The organism is Janibacter indicus (assembly GCF_900176385.1).
Lineage (GTDB): Bacteria > Actinomycetota > Actinomycetes > Actinomycetales > Dermatophilaceae > Janibacter > Janibacter indicus.
Map to the genome: position 1 here is coordinate 23,421 of NZ_FWXN01000014.1, position 18,552 is coordinate 41,972.

Here is an 18,552-nt window from a genome sequence, read left to right on the forward strand (position 1 = left end):
ACCCACCGGCTGCCGTGACAGGGCGTGACCGGGCCGGCTCGCCCCGGACCGGCTACTGCTCCAGGTCCGACAGCACCGACCGTGCGGCCCGCTCGGTCACCCCGGTGTCGGGGGTGCCGTTGTAGGCGCCGTTGGCGACGCTCACGGTGTTGTGCCCGATCTTGACGACGATGAAGTCCATCGTGATCGTCTCGAGGGTCTGCTGGATCTTCAGCCGGAAGGCGACGGTGCGGTCGCCGAGCGTCGGGAAGGTGAGCGGCTCCACCTCGTAGGTGCTCGTGGTGCCGGTGTCGGCCTGCCGGAAGTGGAAGCTCGGGCAGTCGGCGACGAGCTCGCCCGCCTCGTCGAAGAGCCGCGAGGGATAGGGGTCGTCGAAGGAGTAGACCCACATGCCGAGGTGATGGCGCTCGCTGCCCGGAGGCGGCGGGTTGTCGGCGCGGGCGAAGTTGGCCTGCACCCGGGCGCGCTCGGTGCGCTGCACCTCGTCCCACCCCGGGCCCTTCTGCAGCAGCGGCGCGCAGGAGCTCGGGGTGACGTCGCCCGCCTGTGCCTCGCTGACGGTCGGGTGCGTGTCGTCGACCCACCCCTGCCCGACGTCACCGGCCGAAGGGAGGGCCGCGCGCAGACCCCCTTCGTCCATGGGGCGGCCGGGGCCGGTGACCGTGCCGACGTCGTCGCCGGACCCGCTCGAGGGGTCGGCGGAGGACGTCGCCGTCGTGCTGCTGCCCGTCGGCGATCCGGTGTCGTCACCCCCGGAGCCCGGGATCAGGGAGCAGGCGGCGAGGGCGACGGCGCACCCGCCGCCGACCAGGGCCGCCCGCAGTGACCTCACAGCGACTCGAGGTTGTCGACCGTCGTCTTGAGCAGGGTCTCGACCGCAGCCGAGTGGTACTTCGACGCCGGACCGGCGCTGTGCACGACGTGGACGCGGTTGTGACCCAACGACGCGGTCGCGACCTGCACGACGCCGCCCTGGAAGGTGTCGCCCTCGGTGGTGTTCTCCACCCGCACGCCGTAGGTGCGGTCACCGACCGGCGCGAGCGAGACCGGGCTGAGCTTCCAGTCGCTCGGGCCGTACTTGTCGATGATCTGGAAGGTGTCGCACTGACCCAGCGCCTCGCCCGCCTTGTCGAAGAGCGTCGAGGGCACCTCCTCGTCGTAGGTGGTGATCTCCACGCTGAGCACCCCGAGGCCGCCGGGGCCCACGTAGTCCTTCTTGGCCGAGCCGGTGGAGTGCTCCTTGAGCTCGTCGGCGACCTTGCCGCTCAGCCGCACGTCCTCGCACACGGCCGGGTAGGTCGTCGACTCCGGGTCCGGCGGCTCGGACTCGGTGGCGGTGTCGACGGTGAACCCCTCGGGGGTCTGCTCGTCGGTCGGCAGCGCCGAGCGCAGCTGCTCCTCGCCCAGCTGGGTCCGCCCGACCTGCTGGCTCGTCGACGGGTCGTCGGAGCCGCCGATCGAGGGGATGCACCCGGCGACGAGGGCCAGCGCGGCGGTGCCGCCGGCCGCGCGTGCGATCGCCCGGGTCACCGCTCGCCGGGTCACTTCAGGTCCTCGAGCGCGTCGGTGACGAACGCGCCCAGCCGCTCCTCGTTGTTGGCGCGGAAGCCGGTGACCATCCGGGCGCTGATGAGGTTGTGGCCGCTGCGCACCCAGATGTAGTCGACGGCGATGTCGGTCTCCTCGTTGCCGATCCGCACGCCGATGGTCTGGTCACCGACGACGGGGCTGCCGATGTGCTGCGCGGTCTGCTCGACGTCGTTGGCGTCGGGGTCGACGGCGGAGGTGAACGTGGTGCACTCGGCCAGCGATGCCCCGGCCTCGTCGAAGAAGCGCTTGGGGTAGGGCTCGTCGAAGGTCCAGATGGCCACCGACAGCTGCGGCGTGGGCGTGCCGCCGTTCTTCTGCGCGTAGCGCACGCCCTCGCCCTCGCTGCCGTGCTTCTCCTCCCACTCCCGGATCTCCGGGGTGTCGAGGTAGGCGGCGAGGCACGCCTCGGGGTCGGTGGTGCGCTTGCTCTTGAGCGCCGCGTCGAAGCCGTCGGGGTGCTTGACGAAGCCTGCCGGCGCCTCCTCGAGGGTCGGCAGCGCCGCCTTGAGCTTCTTGGCCGTGAGCTCCTGCTGCTCGGGGGCGTCGGCGGCCTCGGCCTCCGGCGTGTTGGTCACGGTCACGGTCGTGGGCTCGGTCGGCTCCACCGGTGCGTCGTCACCGCAGGCGGAGAGGGCGAGGGCACCCGTGACGGCCAGCGTGGCGAAGGGGGCGAGGCGTCCGGTCATGAGGTGGCCTTCTTGAGGTCGTCGAGCACGCCCTGCGCGTGCTTCTCGAGGGTGTCGGAGCTGTCCGGCCCGGAGCCGGACACCAGTCGCACGTTGATCAGGTTGTGACCGCTGCGAACCCACAGGTCGTCGATGGTCAGGTTGATGTCGGTGCTGCTGCGTCGGACGGCGAAGGAGCGGTCGCCGATCGTGGGGTTGGCGATGTGGTGGGTGCGCCACTCGGTGCCGTTGTCCTCGTAGCTGGCGCACTGGGCCATCGCGGCGCCGGCGTCGTCGAGGAAGCGGGTCGGGTAGGGCCGGTCGTGGGTCCACACGGACACGACGAGGCTCGGTGTCGGGTTGCCACCGCCGCGGTGCTCGTGCCGCACACCCGAGCCCTCGGTGCGGTGCTTGGTGGTCCAGGAGCGGACCTCCGGGGTGCCGAAGGTGGCCGCGAGGCAGGCCGGCGGATCGGTGTCGCTCGAGCCGTCGGCCGCGACGTCCACGTCCTTGCGGGCCAGCTCGAAGCCCTCGGGAGCCTCGCCGTCGGCGGGCAGGGCCGCGATGATCTGCTTGCGGGTCAGCTCCTGCTGCTCCGGGGCGTCGAGAGTCTCCGGCTCGGGCGTGCTCGTCACCGTCACGGTCGACGTCGGGGAGGACTCGCTGGTCGGCGAGGACGAGGTGGGGCGGTCGGTGGGCGCGGGGTCCGGCCCCCCGCAGGCTCCCAGAGCCACGGAGGCCGCCGCGGCGAGCATGCCGAAGGGGGCCGCCCGGGTGATCACGACGTGGCCTTCTCGAGGTCGTCGAGGATGCCTTGGGCGTAGTCCTGCATGAGCTTGCCGTCGTAGTCCTTGTCGTAGCCCAGGGTCATCACGGTGATGAGGTTGTGGCCGCTGCGCACGTACATGCGGTCGACGTAGAAGTCGTGGTCGCGGCTGGTGATGCGCACGGCGAGGGTCTGGTCCCCGATCTGGGGCGTGGAGACGGCCTTGGCCGAGTAGCTGCTGTCGGGTCCGGCGTTGTTGCTCTCGGTGTAGTCGTCGCACGAGGCGATCGCCGCGCCGGCGTCGTCGAAGATGCTGTGGGGGTAGGGCTCGTCGTGGGACTGGACGTAGGTCGCGATGATGCCGCCACCGTTGACCTTCTCGCGGCTGAAGCGCGCCTTCTCGTTGACCTTGCGGTGCTCGTCGCGAAACTTCTTCGCATCCGACCCGGCGAGCTCGACGTCGGCGCACTCCGCCGGGTCGTAGGTCGGCTCGTAGGTGCTGGCCGGCGAGATGTCGACGAGCCAGTCCTTGCTGGGCATGTCGGCGCGGGTCGGCAGCGCCTTGCGGGCGGTGGCCTTGTCGATCTGCTGCTGCTCGGGCCGGTCGAGGGCCTCGGCCTCGGCGTCCTTGGTGACGGTGATGGTGCCCGGGTCGCTCGCCTCGTCGGGAGGGGTCGAGCCCTGGTCGCCGCAGGCGGAGACCGCGAGCAGGGTCGTCAGACTGAGGGCGGCCAGGCATCGGCGGGTCGTCGCATCCATCGTCGCCAAGCATCCCACGGCCGCCGCCGCACGTGCCCGGCTGCGGCCCAGCCCGTATCGTCGTGCCGAAACCTCAGGAGGGGAACCAGTGGAGCAGATCTCCCGACGCACCGTGCTCACCGCGATGGGCGCGCTCGGCACCATGACCGTCGCCGGCTGCGCCGACGACGAGCCCAGCCAGCTCGACCCGTCGTCGACGCACGTCGTCGAGGGCGACGGCGGGTCCGGCTCGTCCGCGAGCGGTTCGTCGTCCGCAGGCTCCGAGGGCTCGGGCGATGCGTCGTCGGAGGGTGGCATGCGGCAGGTGCAGCTCGACTCTCCCGACGCGATGCGCGGCCGCTGGGCGGCCTACACGGCCGTGGTGCTCGCCGCGAGCGACAACTCCGAGTCCTCCCGCGCCGAGGACGGCGACTGGATCTTCCAGCACGAGCTCGGTCCCTGGGCGATGCTCGTGCGCTTCAAGGACGGCAAGGCGCTGCTCGCCGGTCACGCCAATGCCGACATCGTGCGCGACCTCACCCAGGAGAAGAAGATCCGCAGGGCCCTCGTCGCCGGTGCCCCGAAGTGGTGGGGGGCGCTCGACACGGCGCTGCCGGACACCGCCCGGATCGGGTTCGTCCTCGGCTGGGACGGCAAGACCTGGCAGGGCCTGGCCCCGTCGGTGAGCAACTTCGACGCCCTGCCCTTCTACCCCAAGTCGCAGCAGGCCTGCGGCGAGCAGCTCGTCATGTGGGGCAGCAAGGCCGAGGGCAGCTACACCGGCTCGGCCAAGGCGGCGGCCGATGCCGCCATGCGCGCCGGCACCCAGCTGACCGCGGCCCAGCTGAAGAAGCTGGGCCCGGGCATCCAGTCCGCCCGGGTCAAGGGTGCGCTGACCGCCGCGAAGGCCTACGAGGGCAAGGGCAAGCACTGACCCCGAGGGTCAGCCGCGCGCCTGCCAGGTGCACACGCAGGCGAGGTTGCCGTCGGCGTCCGACAGCACCCACCACGCGGGGGCGAACTCGTCGGTGACCAGCTCGCCGCCGGCGGCGACGCAGGCGTCGACCCGCGCCTGCGCTTCGTCGTGCGGGACGTAGACGTCGAGGTGCACCCGGCCGCGGCCCGACCGCTCCTCGCTGTCCTGGAACCAGATCTCGGGCAGCTGACCGTCGGGCGAAGGGAGGCTGTCGGGGTCCCCCTTCGCCGGCTCGTGACCGGTGAGGGCCATCCAGAAGGGACGGATCCGGTCGGCGTCGGCGGTGTCGATCCCGATGGTCATCGAGGCGCCCACCTCGGGCTGGGCGCTCGCACCCAGGTCGTCGGCGATCCGGCTGATCTCGCCGGCCAGCGCGATGTCGCGGGGCGAGAGGCCGCCCACGTCGTGGCTGACCAGATGCAACCCGACCCAGCCCCACCGCAGGTCGATGTCGGGGTGGTGGTCGGCCTCCTCGGCCGCCGTGGCGATCGCATTGACCAGCGCGAGCGACTCCTCGAAGCCCTGCGTGCGCAGGCGGGTGCGCAGCATGCCGTCGACCTCTCGCCACCCCTGGGGGATCTGGTCGGCGACCTGCTCGCTGGTCAGGGTCTGCTGGGCGTCGTCGCTCATGTGACCCACGTTAGGCCCTTGAGGTGTTCACCGCGGGCCCGCGCGTCGATAGCCTCGCGAGCATGACCGGTGCCGCCTTCTTCGATCTCGACCGCACCCTGCTGCCCAAGGCCTCGGGTCCGGCGCTGTCCGCTGCCATGCGCGAGACGGGGGTGGTCTCGGCGCGCATGCCGGGGGAGGCCCTGCTCTTCGGCTACTTCAACCTCCTCGGCGAGTCGCTCGGCTCGATCGCGCTGGCCCGCCAGGCGGTGCTCGTGGCGCGGGGCAAGACCCGCGACGCCTTCGACGCGGCCGCCGAGCTCGCCGCCGACGTCCTCGAGCCGATGGTCGGCCCCTTCGCCCGGATGCTCATCGACGAGCACCACGCCGCCGGCCGCCCGGTCGTGCTCGCGACGACGACGCCCGAGCACCTCGTGCGGCCCCTCGCCGCGCGGCTGGGCATCGACCACGTCATCGCCACCCGCTACGAGGTCGGCGACGACGGGTGCTTCACCGGTCGCAACGGCGGGCACTTCGTGTGGTCGATGGGCAAGGTCGCGGCCGTGCGCGAGTGGGCCGAGGCCGAGGGCGTCGACCTCGACGCGTCCTTCGCCTACTCGGACTCGATCTACGACGCCCCGCTGCTGCGGGCCGTCGGCAACCCCGGTGCGGTCAACCCCGACCCGCGGCTGCAGGCGCTCGCCGTCGCCGCCCGCTGGCCGGTGCTCCACTTCGACACCTCGCCCGGGGTGCTGAAGCTGCCGGTCATCGGCATGGAGCTGCAGCGGGCGATCGCCCTGCTCGCCCGGCCCGAGGTCTTCCCCTACGCGAAGTTCACCGTGGGGGGCGTCGACAACATCCCGACCGACGGGCCGGCCATCCTCGTCGGCAACCACCGGTCCTACTTCGACCTCGTCGCCATGGCCGTCGCCTTCCGCCGCACCCCGCGCTCGGCGCGTTTCCTCGGCAAGAAGGAGCTCTTCGACGTGCCGGGCCTGGGGTCGATCTTCCGCGCCGGTGGCGGCATCAGCGTCGACCGTCGGGCCGAGGACCCCGACAGTCCAGACGCCTTCGCGGCGGCGGTGCGGGCCATCCACGGCGGCGAGCTCGTCGCGATGATGCCGGAGGGCACGATCCCGCGCGGCATCCACTTCTTCGAGCCGGGCATGCGCGGCTTCCCGGGGGCCGCCCGCCTGGCCCACCTCACCAAGGTGCCGGTCATCCCCTTCGCCATCACCGGGACGGAGAAGGTCTGGCCCCGCAGCGCGAAGATCCCGCGGGTGACCAACCTCCTGGGCCGGCCCGAGGTCACGGTGACCTTCGGCGAGCCGGTGGACCTGAAGTACCGGTCGGTGCCGCGCGACATGGAGCGGATCTTCGACGCGATCACCGAGATGCTGCCCGACGAGGTCCGTGAGCCGGCCCGGCCGACCCTCGCCGAGCTGGCCCTGACCTATCCCGACGGCGTCGTGCCGGCGGAGGACCGCTGGTTCGCGCTCGACGGGGACGAGCAGGTCTGACGCCGGCTCAGTCGCCGGCCGCCCCGATCTCGTCCATGGCCGCCTGCGCCTCGGTGACGATGCGGCGCATCGCCTCCTCGGCGCGGTCGGGGCTGCCCTCGGCGATGGCGGCGGCCACCTCGACGTGCCAGTCGATGGCCCCCTGCTCGGGGATCTCCGGCATGAGGTCGTGCTCGGTGCGGCCGGTGAGGGCCTCGGCGACGAAGGGGGCGAAGCCCGCGAGCAGCGCATTGCCCGAGGCCTCGAGGAGAGCGCGGTGGAAGTCGATGTCGTGCTGCAGGTAGGTGAGCAGGGCGCCCTTCGGCCCGGTTTCGGCCATGCCGGCCGCCGCCTCCTGGAGCCGGCGGGCCCGCTCGGGGGTGGCGCGCTCGGCCGCGAGCCGTGCGGCCTGCGGCTCGACGCCGCGGCGCAGCTCGCTCACCTCGCGCAGCTGTGCCAGGCGCTGGGGGCCCTCGAGGCGCCAGTGGATGATCACCGGGCTGAGCGCCTCCCACGAGGACTCCGGCTGGATCGTCACGCCCACGCGGCGGCGTGAGCTGGCGACGCCGATCGACTCGAGGACCTTGACCACCTCGCGGACCACGGTCCGCGAGACGCCGTATCGCGCCTCGATCTGCTCCATGGAGAACACGTCACCCGCGGCCAGGCGCCCGGTCGTCAGGTCGGACCCGATGCGCGTGAGGACGCTGTGGTGCAGGCCCCCGCCCTGCGCACTCGTCATGCGCCGGATTGTCTCAGACCCCATGGCGCACCTCCAAAGAAAAGGATGACGATTGCTTGCACAATAAGCATACTTTTGGGATCGTATCCGGCGGGCGACCGCCCGACACCACCCACCGGAGGACAACGATGTTTCTCGTCGAGGACGCCGTGCCAGAGCCCGCCTTCGGCTCCGGGCCCCTGCTCGCCATCGCCGCGGCCGCCGTCGCGCTGCTGCTTCTGCTGATCATCCGCTTCAAGGTCCACGCCTTCGTGGCCCTCGTGCTCGTCAGCTTCCTCACCGCCCTCGCGACGAAGATCGCCCCCGCCGACGTCGTCACGGTCATGACCGACGGCTTCGGCGCGACGCTCGCGTCGGTGGCGCTGCTCGTCGGTCTCGGAGCCATGATCGGCCGTCTGCTCGAGGTGACCGGTGGCGCCCAGGTCCTCGCGGACACCCTCATCGCGCGCTTCGGCGAGGACCGGGCTCCCTTCGCCCTCGGCATCGCCTCGTTGCTCTTCGGCTTCCCGATCTTCTTCGACGCCGGCCTGGTCGTCATGCTGCCGATCATCTTCAGCGTCGCCCGCCGCTTCGGCGGCTCGGTCCTGCGCTACGCCTTCCCGGCGGCCGGTGCCTTCGCCGTCATGCACGCCTTCGTCCCGCCGCACCCCGGCCCGGTCGCCGCGGCCGACCTCGTGAGCGCCGACATCGGCCTGCTGCTGATCTTCGGCCTGCTCATCGGGCTGCCGACCTGGTACCTCGCGTCCTACCTCTACGGCCTGTGGGCCGGCAGCCGCTACATGGTCGACGTGCCCGACCTGCTGTCCGGTGGCCCCGTCCCGGAGACGAAGGGGGACGAGCATCGCCTGCCGTCCTTCGGCCTGGTCCTCGCGGTGCTCCTGCTGCCGATGGTGCTGATCTTCGTCGACACCGGCCTCAACACGCTGGCCACGCAGGGCACCGTCGACGGTGACGCGGTGTGGGTCAACGCCCTGCGGATCTTCGGCAAGACCCCGATCGCGCTGCTCATCACCACGCTCTTCGCCATGGTCGCGCTCGGCTGGCGCCGCCGGACCAAGGCCGACGTCGAGACGCTCATGAACGACGCGCTCGCCCCGGTCTGCGCGATCATCCTCATCACCGGTGCCGGTGGCATGTTCGGTGGGGTGCTGCGCGCCAGCGGCATCGGTCAGGCGCTCGCCGACACCCTCGAGTCGACCGGGCTGCCGGTCATCGTGGCCGCCTTCGTCGTCTCTGCGGCGCTGCGCGTCGCCCAGGGCAGCGCCACCGTCGCCCTGACCACGGCCGCCGGCCTCATGGCGCCGACGATCGAGGCGTCGTCGGGCCTGAGCTCGATCGACCTCGTGCTCGTCGTCATCGCCATCGCCGGTGGCGCCACCGTCCTGTCGCACGTCAACGACTCCGGCTTCTGGCTCGTCGGGCGCTTCCTCGGCATGGACGAGAAGACCACGCTCAAGACGTGGACGGTCATGGAGACCCTCATCGGTGGCATCGGCTTCCTCTTCGCCTTCGCGCTGAGCCTGGTGCTGTGACATGAGTGTCCACGTCGTCGCGATGGGCGTCTCCGGCAGCGGCAAGAGCACCGTCGCGGAGGGTGTCGTCGAGCGCACCGGATGGGTCTTCGCCGAGGCCGACGCCTTCCACCCGCAGGCCAACATCGACAAGATGTCGCAGGGCATCCCGCTGACCGACGAGGACCGGTGGCCCTGGTTGCACGACCTCGCGGCGTGGATGGCCGAGCACGCCGCACGCGGCGAGGACACGGTCATCACCTGCTCGGCGCTCAAGCGGACCTACCGCGACGCGCTGCGCGCCGACGTCGCTGCCCTCGGGGCAGGGCACCGGGTGCTCTTCGCCCATCTCGACGGGTCGGCCGCGGTCATCGCCGAGCGGCTCGAAGGGCGGCAGGGTCACTTCATGCCCGCCTCGCTCCTGCAGTCGCAGATCGACACCCTCGAGGACCTCGAGCCCGACGAGGACGGGGTCGTGCTCGACCTCACCGCAGCACCCGAGGTGCTCGTCGACCGGGTCATGGCGAGCGTGGCGCCGGGGCGCTGACCCCCTTTCGTCGCCGCTCGACAAGAGAAACACCCCCTTCGCAAGGGTTTCAAACCCTTGCGAAGGGGGTGTTTCTCGGGTCACCCGGAAATCGAGGTACGGGTGGGGTGGGCCCCGGTCGAGGCCTCGCTCAGGTGCTCGCGACCCGCACGATGAGCGCCTGCTGGTCGACGGTCACCCGCAGGCGGGAGGCCTCGCCGATGACGTCACCGTCGACCTGCACGGGGTGCGGCTCGTCGACGCTGGCGGTGTAGGTCGAGCCAGAGGTGCGGATCAGCTCGGTGCCATCCTTCTCGGAGCGGCCGAGGACGCGCACGGCGACCGAGCCCCAGCCGATGATCGTCTTGGGGGCGACGACGACGCCGTCGAGTCGCCCGTCGTCGATGCGGGCGCTCGGGATCAGCTGGATCCCTCCGGTGAGGGTGCCGCAGTTGCCGAAGAGGATCGTGCGCGCCCGGACCGGCTCTTGGGCCTGCCCGTCGATGGTCCACCGCACGCGGAAGCGCTTGATGAAGATGCTGCGGAAGCCGGTGACGAAGTAGGCCGTCCAGCCCACGCGCGCCTTGAGCTCCTCGCTCGTGTTGCCCATGATCGCCGCGTCGAAGCCCATGCCCGCCATGACGAGGAAGGGGTGGCGCTCGACCGGGGGTCCCTCGACCGGCTCCTCGGCCTGGCCGGCGTCGTCGGTGGTGACCTCCTCGGCGGGGTCCAGCTCGAGCCAGGCGACGTCGATCGCCTTGTTGCGGCCGCTGCAGGCCACCCGGAGCGCCTCGGTGAGGTCGGCGCCGAAGGGGATGTCCAGGTTGCGGGCGAGCAGGTTGCCGGTGCCGCGGGGGAGCAGGCCCATCGGCGTGCGGGTGCCGGCGAGGGCGACCGCGACCGCGCGGATCGTGCCGTCGCCGCCGAGCGGGCAGACGACGTCGACGCCCGCCTCGACCGCCTCACGGGCCTGACCGGTGCCGGGGTCGTCGATCGTCGTCTCGATGAAGAGCGGCTCGTCCCAGCCCAGCTCGCGGCTGGCGGCGGTCAGCTCGGCGCGGGTCGCCGGGACGCTGTCGAACTTCGTCGGGTTGATGATGATGGCCGCACGACGAGGGGCGGGCTTGCTCCCTTCGTCCTTGCGGAAGCGGTGACGCTCCGGCCGGGACGCGGCGTGCCGAGCCCCCGCGGCACCCGGTCCACGCAGGACGAGGGCGACGACGACGACGACGAGCACGAGGCAGAGGGCGATCGCGATCGCCAGCATGGTCCAGTCAGGCACGGCCGTGACGCTACCCCAGCGGTGGCCCGCCGGCGCCCTTCCACGGGCCCGGGCGGCGGGGGTGCCCGGTCATCGCGGATATCCTGCGTGTCGTGATCGACCTCAAGTTCCTGCGCGACCAGCCCGAAGCCGTCCGAGCCAGCCAGCGTGCCCGCGGTGAGGACGAGTCCCTCGTCGACGCGGTCCTCGCGGCCGACGCGCGCCGCCGCGAGACCATCGGTGCCTTCGAGTCCGCCCGGGCGGAGCAGAAGGCGGCGAGCAAGGAGCTCGGTCCGGTCATGGGTCGGCTCAACAAGGCCAAGAAGCAAGGTGACGACGCCGCGCTCGTGGCCGAGCTCGAGGTCGAGGCCGCCGCGCTGCGCGACAAGGGTGCCGCGATGTCGGCCCGCGTCAAGGAGCTCGAGGCCGCCGCCGACGAGGCGAAGGGAGAGCTCGACGCCTCGATCCGTCGGATCGGCAATGTCATCCAGGAGGGCGTCCCGGCCGGCGGCGAGGACGACTTCGACCTGATCGAGGAGGTCGGGACCCCGCGCGACTTCGCCGCCGAGGGCTTCGAGCCCAAGGACCACCTCGAGCTCGGCGAGCTGCTCGGCGCCATCGACATGGAGCGCGGGGCCAAGGTGAGCGGCAGCCGCTTCTACTACCTGCGCGGCGCCGGCGCCCGGCTCGAGATCGCCCTCATGGCCCTCGCCCAGCAGGTCGCCGCCGAGGAGGGCTTCACCCCGCTCGTCGTCCCGACGCTCGTGCGCCCTGAGACGATGGCCGGCACCGGCTACCTCGACGCCCACGACGACGTCTACCACCTGCCCGCCGACGAGCTGTACCTCACCGGCACGTCCGAGGTCGCGCTCGCCGGCTACCACGCCGACGAGATCCTCGACCTGTCGCAGGGTCCGATCCGCTACGTGTCGACGTCGACCTGCTACCGGCGCGAGGCGGGCAGCTACGGCAAGGACACCCGAGGCATCTTCCGCGTCCACCAGTTCCAGAAGACCGAGATGTTCGTCTTCTGCCGCCCCGAGGACGCCCAGGCCCAGCACGAGGAGCTGCTGCGGATCGAGCGGCGGATCCTCGAGGCCCTCGAGCTGCCCTACCGGGTCATCGACGTCGCCGCCGGTGACCTCGGCGGGCCGGCGAGCCGCAAGTACGACTGCGAGGCGTGGGTGCCCACGCAGGGCAAGTACCGCGAGCTGACGTCGACGAGCAACTGCACGACCTTCCAGGCGCGGCGCCTGAACATCCGTGAGCGCAACGCCGAGGGCGGCGGCACCCGCACGGTCGCCACGCTCAACGGCACCGCCATCACGAGCACCCGCCCCATCGTGGCCATCCTCGAGAACCACCAGCAGGCCGACGGCTCGGTCCGCGTCCCCGCGGCGCTGCAGCCCTTTCTCGGTGCCGAGGTCATCCGACCGCGCTGACCGTGACCACCGCGTTCTCCCCGACGAAGGGGGCCCGACCCACGGCGTTCAGGTCGGCGGGCTACGTTGGACTCGTCCCCCCGACGACGGAGGAGCACGAGTGATCCAGCCTGCTCGGCACGAGGCCCCGGGCGCTGCGGCCCCGGTGGGCCGCGCCCGGCTCGCCGCGTCGATCACCGCCCGGGTGCTCGACGGTCAGGCTGTCGCGCTCCACGGCCCGCGGGGCATGGGCCGCACCACCGTCCTCGACCTCGTCGCCGCAGGGCTCCCGCACGCGATCAGCGTCCGGGTGCAGCGTCTGGGCACCCCCGGGCACGGGGCCGCGCTCATCGCGTCCGCCTTCCCGGCCGAGACGCTCGACGAGCTGCCCGAGCGGATGCGCGCCGGACTGCTCGACCCGCGGTCCGTGACCGTCGGTGACCCGGCGGTCTTCCTCGGGGACGCCCTGACGGAGCTGCTGACGACCGAGGCGGGGCGGGCCCCCTTCGTCCTTGTGGTCGATGACGCCCAGCACCTCGACCCGCTGACGCTCGCCGCCCTGCGCACTGCGGCGTCGCGCTCGCTCGGCCCCGGCGCGCTGGGCATCCTCTTGGGGGTCGGTCCGCCGGAGGTCTCCTCGGAGACCGGCTTCGTCCCGGGGCTGGTCGCCGCGCGCGAGCTGCAGCTGCTCCACCTCGACCTCCAGCCGCTGGCGGGGGCCGACACCGTCGAGATGCTCACCACGGCTGGCGTGCCGACCGACACCGCGCTGTGGGCGCACCGCGAGTCCGGCGGCAACCCTGGCCTGGCCCATGACGTCGCCGCGGCCGTCGATGCCAGGTCGCCCGCCGACGCGACCCGGGCGGTCCGCTCGCTCGTGCGGCAACGCGCCCTGGCACTCTCGCCGCCCGTGCGCGCCACGCTGCGCCGGGTCGCGGCGATGCACCAGCCGACGACCGCGGTCCTCACCCGTCTCGGCGGCGCCGACGCCGTCGACAGCATCCGCACGGCACGGGCCCTCGCGCTCCTGGTGAGCGAGGACGACTACGTCCGGCTCACCCCGACAGCGCTCGGCGACGTGCTGCTCGAGTCGATCGACAGCGACGAGCTCGTGCAGCTGCACACCGAGCTCGCTGCCGCCGCCGACACCGAGGCCCTGGCCCGCTACCACCGCGCCCTCGCCGGAGACCCGTCGACGACGCCGGCCGACCTGGCCGCCTCGGCCGCGGAGACCGCGGCGCGGGGCGAGCACGACCTCGCTGCCCAGCTCTACCTCCTCGCGGCCGACGCGGGCACCGACGAATGGGCCGAGTGGATCACCTGCTGCCTCGAAAATGCCGTCATCGGCAAGGAGACCCGGGTGCTGCACCGAGCCGTCCAGGGCGCGGCGCGGCTCACCGACCCGGGGCACCGGGTCCGGGCCGATCTCGCGCTCGTCGAGCTCGGCGACGTCTCGCCCGACGAGGTGCTCGTCACCGCGCTGCAGGCGGCCCGGGAGCACCCTGACCTCCAGGCGCGGGTCCTGCTGCAGCGCGCCCGCCTGCTCCTGGGGACGCACGAGCTGCGCACGGCGCTCGAGCTGGCCCGCCGGTCCGTCGAGCTCGCCGAGCGGGCCGGGCGGCCCGACATCGAGGTCGACGCCCTCACCGTCGCCGCGTCGGTGACCCGCACCCTCGGCGAGGGCGGGTCGCGTGAGCTCATCGACTCGGCCGCCGCGCTGGCCGGGACGCCGCGACCGGGTCACGTCCACACGTCCGCCCGCTACATCGCCGGGCGCTTCGCGCTCCACGACGACGACCTGCGTCGGGCTCGGGCGGAGTTCGTCGACATGCTCGCCTCCGTCGGGCCGGACGCCGGCTACGACACCGTCCACGTCCTGCGCAGCCTCGTCGAGATCGTCTCCAGGCAGGGGCGTGGGCGGGAGGCGCTCGAGCTCGCCGGGCGGGCCACCCGAGCGGCCACGCACTTCGACACCCCCGTCGCGACGACGTGGTACATCGAGGCGATCGCGGAGTGCGCCGGGGGGTCCTTCGAGCGAGCCGCCGTCGTCAGCGCCCGCGGGGTGGCGCTCGCGCGCGAGCAGGAGGACGAGCGCTACCTGCGTCGGCACCTGGCCCATCTCGGTCTGGCCCGATTGCACCTCGACGAGCTCGACGAGGCGGTCGAGGCCTTCCGTGAGCTGCGCGCCATCGACGCGGCGAGCGGGATCCGGGACGTGACCTCCCTGCGCTGGCACACCGACGCCGTGACCGCCTTGGCCCTCGTCGGCGAGGCCGACGAGGCGGCGGAGCTGCTCGCCGGGGTGCGCGCCGAGATCGCCGCCGGCCGCGGGGCACCGGGAGTCGTCGTCGCTGCCGACCGGGCCGAGGCGGAGATTGCCGCCGCTCGGGGTGACCTCGACCGCGCGCGTGAGCTCGTCACCCGCTCGGCGACGGTCGCGGGGGAGCGTCGGCTGCCGATCGAGCAGGCGCGCTCGCTGGTGACACTCGCCCACGTCGAGCGCCGCGCCCGCCGGAGCGGGCGCAGCCGAGAGGCCGCCGGCCGGGCGCGCGAGGTGCTGCGCCCGCTGCACGCCGAGCCGTGGACCGCATGGGTGCTGGCGCGCTTCCCCGAGGGAGCCGCGCTGCACACGCTCGAGCCCGAGGAGCCCGATGCCGGCGACCCCCAGGCCCTCCTGGCCTCGCTCACCCTCACCGAGCAGCAGGTGGCCGGGCTCGTCGCCGACGGCGCGAGCAACCGCGAGATCGCCCAGCGGCTGCACCTGAGCGTCAAGACGGTCGAGGGCACCCTGACGCGGGTCTACCGCAAGTCGGGCCTGCGCTCGCGCACCCAGCTCGCCGCGCTCGTCCTCGGCCACGGCCCTCGCTGACCACCCACACGTCCGGGCGAGGGGGTCGAGGTATCCGCGACCGTCTATCTGGTCGGTGGTACCTCGATCCGGGTGGCGGACCTGGGCTCGGCTCCCTCAGTCGGTCGTGCGGGCGTTGAAGGCCCGCAGGGCCAGTGGCGCGATGACGAGCGTGATGCCCACCGACCAGATGATCGTCGCCAGCTCGGGGTGGTGCAGCGGCCACGGGGCGTCGGCGCGCAACGGCTGACCCGCGACGCCCCAGTTGTCACGCATCGCCTGACTGAGGGCTGAGATGGGGTTCCACTCGGCGACGGTGCGCAGCCAGCTCGGCATGACGTCGGTCCGCGCGAAGGCATTGGACAGGAAGGTGATCGGGAAGATCGTCGTGAACATCAGGCCGTTGACCGCTTCGACCGAGCGCATCGCCGACCCGACGAGGATCCCGATCCAGATCATCGCGAAGCCGAAGAGCAGGAGCAGCCCGTAGCCGATGAGGGCGTTGACCACGCCGTCGTGCAGCCGCCACCCGATGAAGAGCCCGGTGACCGACATGACGGCGACGCCGATGCTCGAGTGGATGAGCGCGGCGATGCTGCGCGAGATGAGGATCGACGAGCGGCGGATGGGCAGCGACCGCAGCCGGTCGACCATGCCCTTGCCGATGTCGGTGTTGAGCCCGATGGCGACGATGAAGGCGCTGAAGGCGATGGTCTGCGCCATGATCCCGGGCAGCAGCCACGGCTTGTAGTCGACCCCGGGGATCTGGATCGAGCCCCCGAAGACATAGGCGAAGAGCAGCACGAACATCACCGGCTGGATCGTCACGTCGGTGAGCATCTCGGGCTGGCGCTTGATGTGGGTGAGGTTGCGGCGCACGAGGGTGGTGATCTGCCGGACCCGACCGGCGCCGACCGGTGTCGGGCTCGCGTGCGGGACGGCGATGGAGCTGGTGTCGCTCTGGGCGGTCATGCCGGTGCCTCCTGGTTGGTGGACTCCTCGGCGGCATGGCCGGTGAGGGAGAGGAAGACGTCGTCGAGGCTCGGACGCTGCATGCCTAGGTCGTCGACGTCGATGTCGGCGCCGTCGAGGGCGCCGGCGATGCGGGTGAGGTCGGCGACCCCGGCACCGGGGGCGGTCAGCCGACGGGCGTCGGCGTCGACGTGGACCTCGCCGACGGCCTCGCGGACGAGCTCGGCGGCGCGGGCCACCTCGTCGTGGCGCGAGACGGTGACGACGAGGCTCGTGGCACCGGACTGGTCCTTGAGCTCGAGCGGGGTGCCCTGGGCGATGATCCGCCCGTGGTCGATGACGCAGATGCGGTCGGCGAGCTGGTCGGCCTCGTCGAGGTACTGGGTCGTGAGCAGCAGCGTGGTGCCGTCACGCACGAGGTCACGCAGCACCTCCCACAGCTCGACCCGGCTGCGCGGGTCGAGGCCGGTCGTCGGCTCGTCGAGGAAGAGCACGGACGGGTGGGCGATGAGGCTCACGGCGAGGTCGATCCGCCGGCGCATGCCGCCGGAGTAGTCCTTGACCACCTTGTTGCCCGCCTCGGTGAGCGAAAATCGCTCGAGCAGGTCGTCGGCCCGGCGGCGGACCTCGCGGCCGGGCAGGCCGTAGAGGTCGCCGATCAGCCGCAGATTTTCCCTCCCCGTCAGCAGGTCGTCGACGGTCGCAGACTGCGCGGTCAGGCCCATGCTCGCGCGCACCGCCTCGGGCTCGGCGACGACGTCGTGCCCGGCGACCCGCGCGGTGCCCCGCGTCGGGGTGGCGAGCGTGGTCATCATGCGCACGGTCGTCGTCTTGCCGGCGCCGTTGGGCCCCAGGAGGCCGAAGACAGTGCCTTGGGGGACTTTGAAGCTCACGTCGTCGACGGCCACGAAGTCACCGAAGGTCTTCACCAGGCCGGAGGCCTCGATCACGGGTGCGGTCATGTCGGTCCACGCTAGGGGGTGGCACCGACAGCGGACAACGGATTTCCCTTCGAGGCTCGGCCGCGGACGGCCTCGCACCTCAGGGACCGGGGGTGGCTACTCCAAGGTCTCGACGTCGATGTGGTCGTCGGGGTCGTGGCTGCGGCGCACCGAGCGCCGCCACATCCACGCGACGACCCCGAGGGCGGCGAGGACGATGAGGACGTAGACGACCTTGCTGATCGGGTCCATGTACTGCTCGACGAGGTGGTAGCGGTCGCCGAGCTGGAAGCCGATCCACACGAAGAGGGAGTTCCAGATGAGCGAGCCGGCGGTCGTGTAGCCGAGGAACTTCGCCACCGGCATGCGGTCGATGCCGGCGGGGATCGAGATGATGCTGCGGATCCCGGGGACGAAGCGGCCGAGGAAGACGGCCTTGGGCCCGTGCTTGGTGAACCACGCGTCGGCCTTGTCGATGTCGGCGACGTCGACGAGCGGCATCCGGTGCGCGATGACCTTGAGCCGGTCGATCCCGAGCGCCGCGCCGATGCCGTAGAGCAGCAGCGCGCCGGTGACCGAGCCGAGCGTCGCCCAGAGCACCGCCTCGACGATCGAGTAGCGGCCCTGCGCGGCGGTGAAGCCGGCGAGCGGCAGGATCACCTCGCTGGGGATCGGCGGGAAGACGTTCTCGAGGAAGATGCCCAGCGCGATGCCGGGGCCCCCGATCCGGTCCATGAGGTCGAGGACCCACTCGACGATGGTGTTCATGCGGCCCTTCCGCGGCGGTGACGTCTACGGTGGGGGCCCGTGAGCACCCCGGATGATCATGCCAAGGCTAGGGGCGGACCCTCCGCGTCGCCTGTGAGCCACGGCGTCGGTCCGTGGGTGGGCGAGTGGCCCGACGACCCGCACCTCGACCCCGAGCTGCTCCGCGACGGCGACCGGCGCAATGTCGAGGACCGTTACCGCTACTGGTCCCACGAGGCGATCACCGCGGACCTGGCGACCCGGCGGCACGCCTTCCACGTCGCCATCGAGAACTGGGAGCACGACTTCAACATCGGCTCGGTCGTGCGCACGGCCAATGCCATGGGGGCCGCCGCCTTCCACATCGTCGGCAAGAGGCGGTGGAACCGGCGTGGCGCGATGGTCACCGACCGCTACCAGGTGGAGCACCACCATCCGTCCGTCGAGGACTTCACGCAGTGGGCGGCGACGGCGGGCGAAGGGGGGACCCCCCTTCGCATCATCGGCATCGACAACGTGCCGGGCTCGGTCCCGATCGAGACCCACGACCTGCCCCGCGACTGCGTCCTCGTCCTCGGCCAGGAGGGCCCGGGGATCTCGCCGGAGATGCTCGCGGCGTGCGAGGTCGTGCTCGAGATCAGCCAGTTCGGCTCGACCCGCTCGATCAACGCCGGCGCGGCTGCGGCGATCGCGATGCACGCCTGGGTGCGGCGGCACACCTTCGGCCAGGTGCCGTAGTC

The 18,552-nt window shown here is 72.1% G+C and carries 18 protein-coding genes; 7 read left to right on the top strand and 11 right to left on the bottom strand.

Annotation, left to right across the window (positions count from 1 at the left end; translation table 11 throughout):
* Positions 1 to 52: 52 nt before the first annotated feature.
* From B9B60_RS15525 to B9B60_RS15545, 5 genes are read right to left on the bottom strand one after another with little or no spacing between them, the layout of a single operon-like run.
* A complete protein-coding gene (locus tag B9B60_RS15525) occupies positions 53 to 832 on the bottom strand; it encodes a hypothetical protein (protein ID WP_084452839.1) in 780 nt (259 codons plus the stop codon).
* A complete protein-coding gene (locus B9B60_RS15530) occupies positions 829 to 1,545 on the bottom strand; it encodes a hypothetical protein (protein WP_084452841.1) in 717 nt (238 codons plus the stop codon). The genes B9B60_RS15525 and B9B60_RS15530 overlap by 4 nt, the downstream gene beginning before the upstream one ends.
* A complete protein-coding gene (locus tag B9B60_RS15535) occupies positions 1,542 to 2,276 on the bottom strand; it encodes a hypothetical protein (protein WP_084452843.1) in 735 nt (244 codons plus the stop codon). Before B9B60_RS15535 ends, B9B60_RS15530 begins: the two co-directional genes overlap by 4 nt.
* Positions 2,273 to 3,037, bottom strand: coding sequence for a hypothetical protein (locus B9B60_RS15540; protein WP_084452845.1), 765 nt, complete (start codon positions 3,035 to 3,037; stop codon positions 2,273 to 2,275). Before B9B60_RS15540 ends, B9B60_RS15535 begins: the two co-directional genes overlap by 4 nt.
* Positions 3,034 to 3,780 (bottom strand): hypothetical protein, encoded by a 747-nt coding sequence (locus tag B9B60_RS15545; protein WP_084452847.1) that lies wholly within the window; start codon positions 3,778 to 3,780, stop codon positions 3,034 to 3,036. Before B9B60_RS15545 ends, B9B60_RS15540 begins: the two co-directional genes overlap by 4 nt.
* A gap of 88 nt (positions 3,781 to 3,868) precedes the next feature.
* Between B9B60_RS15545 and B9B60_RS15550 the strand changes: the two genes are divergently transcribed.
* On the top strand, positions 3,869 to 4,693 hold the full coding sequence (locus B9B60_RS15550) for a hypothetical protein (RefSeq protein WP_084452849.1): 825 nt from the start codon (positions 3,869 to 3,871) through the stop codon (positions 4,691 to 4,693).
* A gap of 9 nt (positions 4,694 to 4,702) precedes the next feature.
* Here the strand turns inward: B9B60_RS15550 and B9B60_RS15555 are convergent, their stop codons facing one another.
* A complete protein-coding gene (locus B9B60_RS15555; RefSeq protein WP_084452851.1) occupies positions 4,703 to 5,365 on the bottom strand; it encodes a VOC family protein in 663 nt (220 codons plus the stop codon).
* A gap of 62 nt (positions 5,366 to 5,427) precedes the next feature.
* On the opposite strand from B9B60_RS15555, the gene B9B60_RS15560 reads away from it, so the two are divergent.
* The gene (locus B9B60_RS15560; RefSeq protein WP_084452929.1) at positions 5,428 to 6,864 is read left to right on the top strand and encodes an HAD-IB family hydrolase; all 1,437 of its coding nucleotides are present in this window, start codon (positions 5,428 to 5,430) and stop codon (positions 6,862 to 6,864) included.
* Between the two features lie 7 nt (positions 6,865 to 6,871).
* On the opposite strand, the gene B9B60_RS15565 is transcribed toward B9B60_RS15560, so the two are convergent.
* The gene (locus B9B60_RS15565; protein ID WP_084452853.1) at positions 6,872 to 7,585 is read right to left on the bottom strand and encodes a FadR/GntR family transcriptional regulator; all 714 of its coding nucleotides are present in this window, start codon (positions 7,583 to 7,585) and stop codon (positions 6,872 to 6,874) included.
* 128 nt (positions 7,586 to 7,713) lie between these two features.
* Here B9B60_RS15565 and B9B60_RS15570 point away from each other — a divergent pair, with 128 nt between their 5' ends.
* Together B9B60_RS15570 and B9B60_RS15575 are read left to right on the top strand one after the other, a co-directional pair.
* Positions 7,714 to 9,117 (top strand): GntP family permease, encoded by a 1,404-nt coding sequence (locus tag B9B60_RS15570; RefSeq protein ID WP_084452856.1) that lies wholly within the window; start codon positions 7,714 to 7,716, stop codon positions 9,115 to 9,117.
* A 1-nt stretch (position 9,118) separates the two neighbouring features.
* On the top strand, positions 9,119 to 9,643 hold the full coding sequence (locus B9B60_RS15575; RefSeq protein WP_084452858.1) for a gluconokinase: 525 nt from the start codon (positions 9,119 to 9,121) through the stop codon (positions 9,641 to 9,643).
* A 130-nt stretch (positions 9,644 to 9,773) separates the two neighbouring features.
* Here the strand turns inward: B9B60_RS15575 and B9B60_RS15580 are convergent, their stop codons facing one another.
* Positions 9,774 to 10,904 carry a diacylglycerol/lipid kinase family protein gene (locus B9B60_RS15580; protein ID WP_234993902.1) on the bottom strand — a complete coding sequence of 377 codons (1,131 nt, stop codon included), beginning with the start codon at positions 10,902 to 10,904 and terminating at the stop codon, positions 9,774 to 9,776.
* A 92-nt stretch (positions 10,905 to 10,996) separates the two neighbouring features.
* Here B9B60_RS15580 and serS point away from each other — a divergent pair, with 92 nt between their 5' ends.
* Positions 10,997 to 12,325 carry a serine--tRNA ligase gene (gene serS, locus B9B60_RS15585; RefSeq protein WP_072623459.1) on the top strand — a complete coding sequence of 443 codons (1,329 nt, stop codon included), beginning with the start codon at positions 10,997 to 10,999 and terminating at the stop codon, positions 12,323 to 12,325.
* A 100-nt stretch (positions 12,326 to 12,425) separates the two neighbouring features.
* Positions 12,426 to 15,173 carry a helix-turn-helix transcriptional regulator gene (locus tag B9B60_RS15590; protein ID WP_159451233.1) on the top strand — a complete coding sequence of 916 codons (2,748 nt, stop codon included), beginning with the start codon at positions 12,426 to 12,428 and terminating at the stop codon, positions 15,171 to 15,173.
* A gap of 96 nt (positions 15,174 to 15,269) precedes the next feature.
* Here B9B60_RS15590 and B9B60_RS15595 read toward each other — a convergent pair whose 3' ends face one another.
* The 3 genes from B9B60_RS15595 to B9B60_RS15605 form a co-directional block, all read right to left on the bottom strand.
* A complete protein-coding gene (locus B9B60_RS15595) occupies positions 15,270 to 16,124 on the bottom strand; it encodes an ABC transporter permease (RefSeq protein WP_072623461.1) in 855 nt (284 codons plus the stop codon).
* The gene (locus B9B60_RS15600; protein ID WP_084452864.1) at positions 16,121 to 17,086 is read right to left on the bottom strand and encodes an ATP-binding cassette domain-containing protein; all 966 of its coding nucleotides are present in this window, start codon (positions 17,084 to 17,086) and stop codon (positions 16,121 to 16,123) included. The genes B9B60_RS15595 and B9B60_RS15600 overlap by 4 nt, the downstream gene beginning before the upstream one ends.
* A gap of 96 nt (positions 17,087 to 17,182) precedes the next feature.
* Complete coding sequence (locus B9B60_RS15605; RefSeq protein WP_072623463.1) at positions 17,183 to 17,833, bottom strand: DedA family protein; 651 nt, start codon at positions 17,831 to 17,833, stop codon at positions 17,183 to 17,185.
* Between the two features lie 93 nt (positions 17,834 to 17,926).
* On the opposite strand from B9B60_RS15605, the gene B9B60_RS15610 reads away from it, so the two are divergent.
* Complete coding sequence (locus B9B60_RS15610) at positions 17,927 to 18,550, top strand: TrmH family RNA methyltransferase (protein ID WP_200811251.1); 624 nt, start codon at positions 17,927 to 17,929, stop codon at positions 18,548 to 18,550.
* Positions 18,551 to 18,552 lie beyond the last annotated feature (2 nt).

Bases quoted from the DNA above. Each gene is read 5' to 3' on its own strand.
- B9B60_RS15545 (WP_084452847.1), bottom strand. From the start codon at position 3,780: ATGGATGCGACGACCCGCCGATGCCTGGCCGCCCTCAGTCTGACGACC.
- B9B60_RS15575 (WP_084452858.1), top strand. From the start codon at position 9,119: ATGAGTGTCCACGTCGTCGCGATGGGCGTCTCCGGCAGCGGCAAGAGC.
- B9B60_RS15605 (WP_072623463.1), bottom strand. From the start codon at position 17,833: ATGAACACCATCGTCGAGTGGGTCCTCGACCTCATGGACCGGATCGGG.
- B9B60_RS15535 (WP_084452843.1), bottom strand. From the start codon at position 2,276: ATGACCGGACGCCTCGCCCCCTTCGCCACGCTGGCCGTCACGGGTGCC.
- B9B60_RS15555 (WP_084452851.1), bottom strand. From the start codon at position 5,365: ATGAGCGACGACGCCCAGCAGACCCTGACCAGCGAGCAGGTCGCCGAC.
- B9B60_RS15560 (WP_084452929.1), top strand. From the start codon at position 5,428: ATGACCGGTGCCGCCTTCTTCGATCTCGACCGCACCCTGCTGCCCAAG.
- B9B60_RS15565 (WP_084452853.1), bottom strand. From the start codon at position 7,585: ATGACGAGTGCGCAGGGCGGGGGCCTGCACCACAGCGTCCTCACGCGC.
- B9B60_RS15600 (WP_084452864.1), bottom strand. From the start codon at position 17,086: ATGACCGCACCCGTGATCGAGGCCTCCGGCCTGGTGAAGACCTTCGGT.
- B9B60_RS15570 (WP_084452856.1), top strand. From the start codon at position 7,714: ATGTTTCTCGTCGAGGACGCCGTGCCAGAGCCCGCCTTCGGCTCCGGG.
- B9B60_RS15595 (WP_072623461.1), bottom strand. From the start codon at position 16,124: ATGACCGCCCAGAGCGACACCAGCTCCATCGCCGTCCCGCACGCGAGC.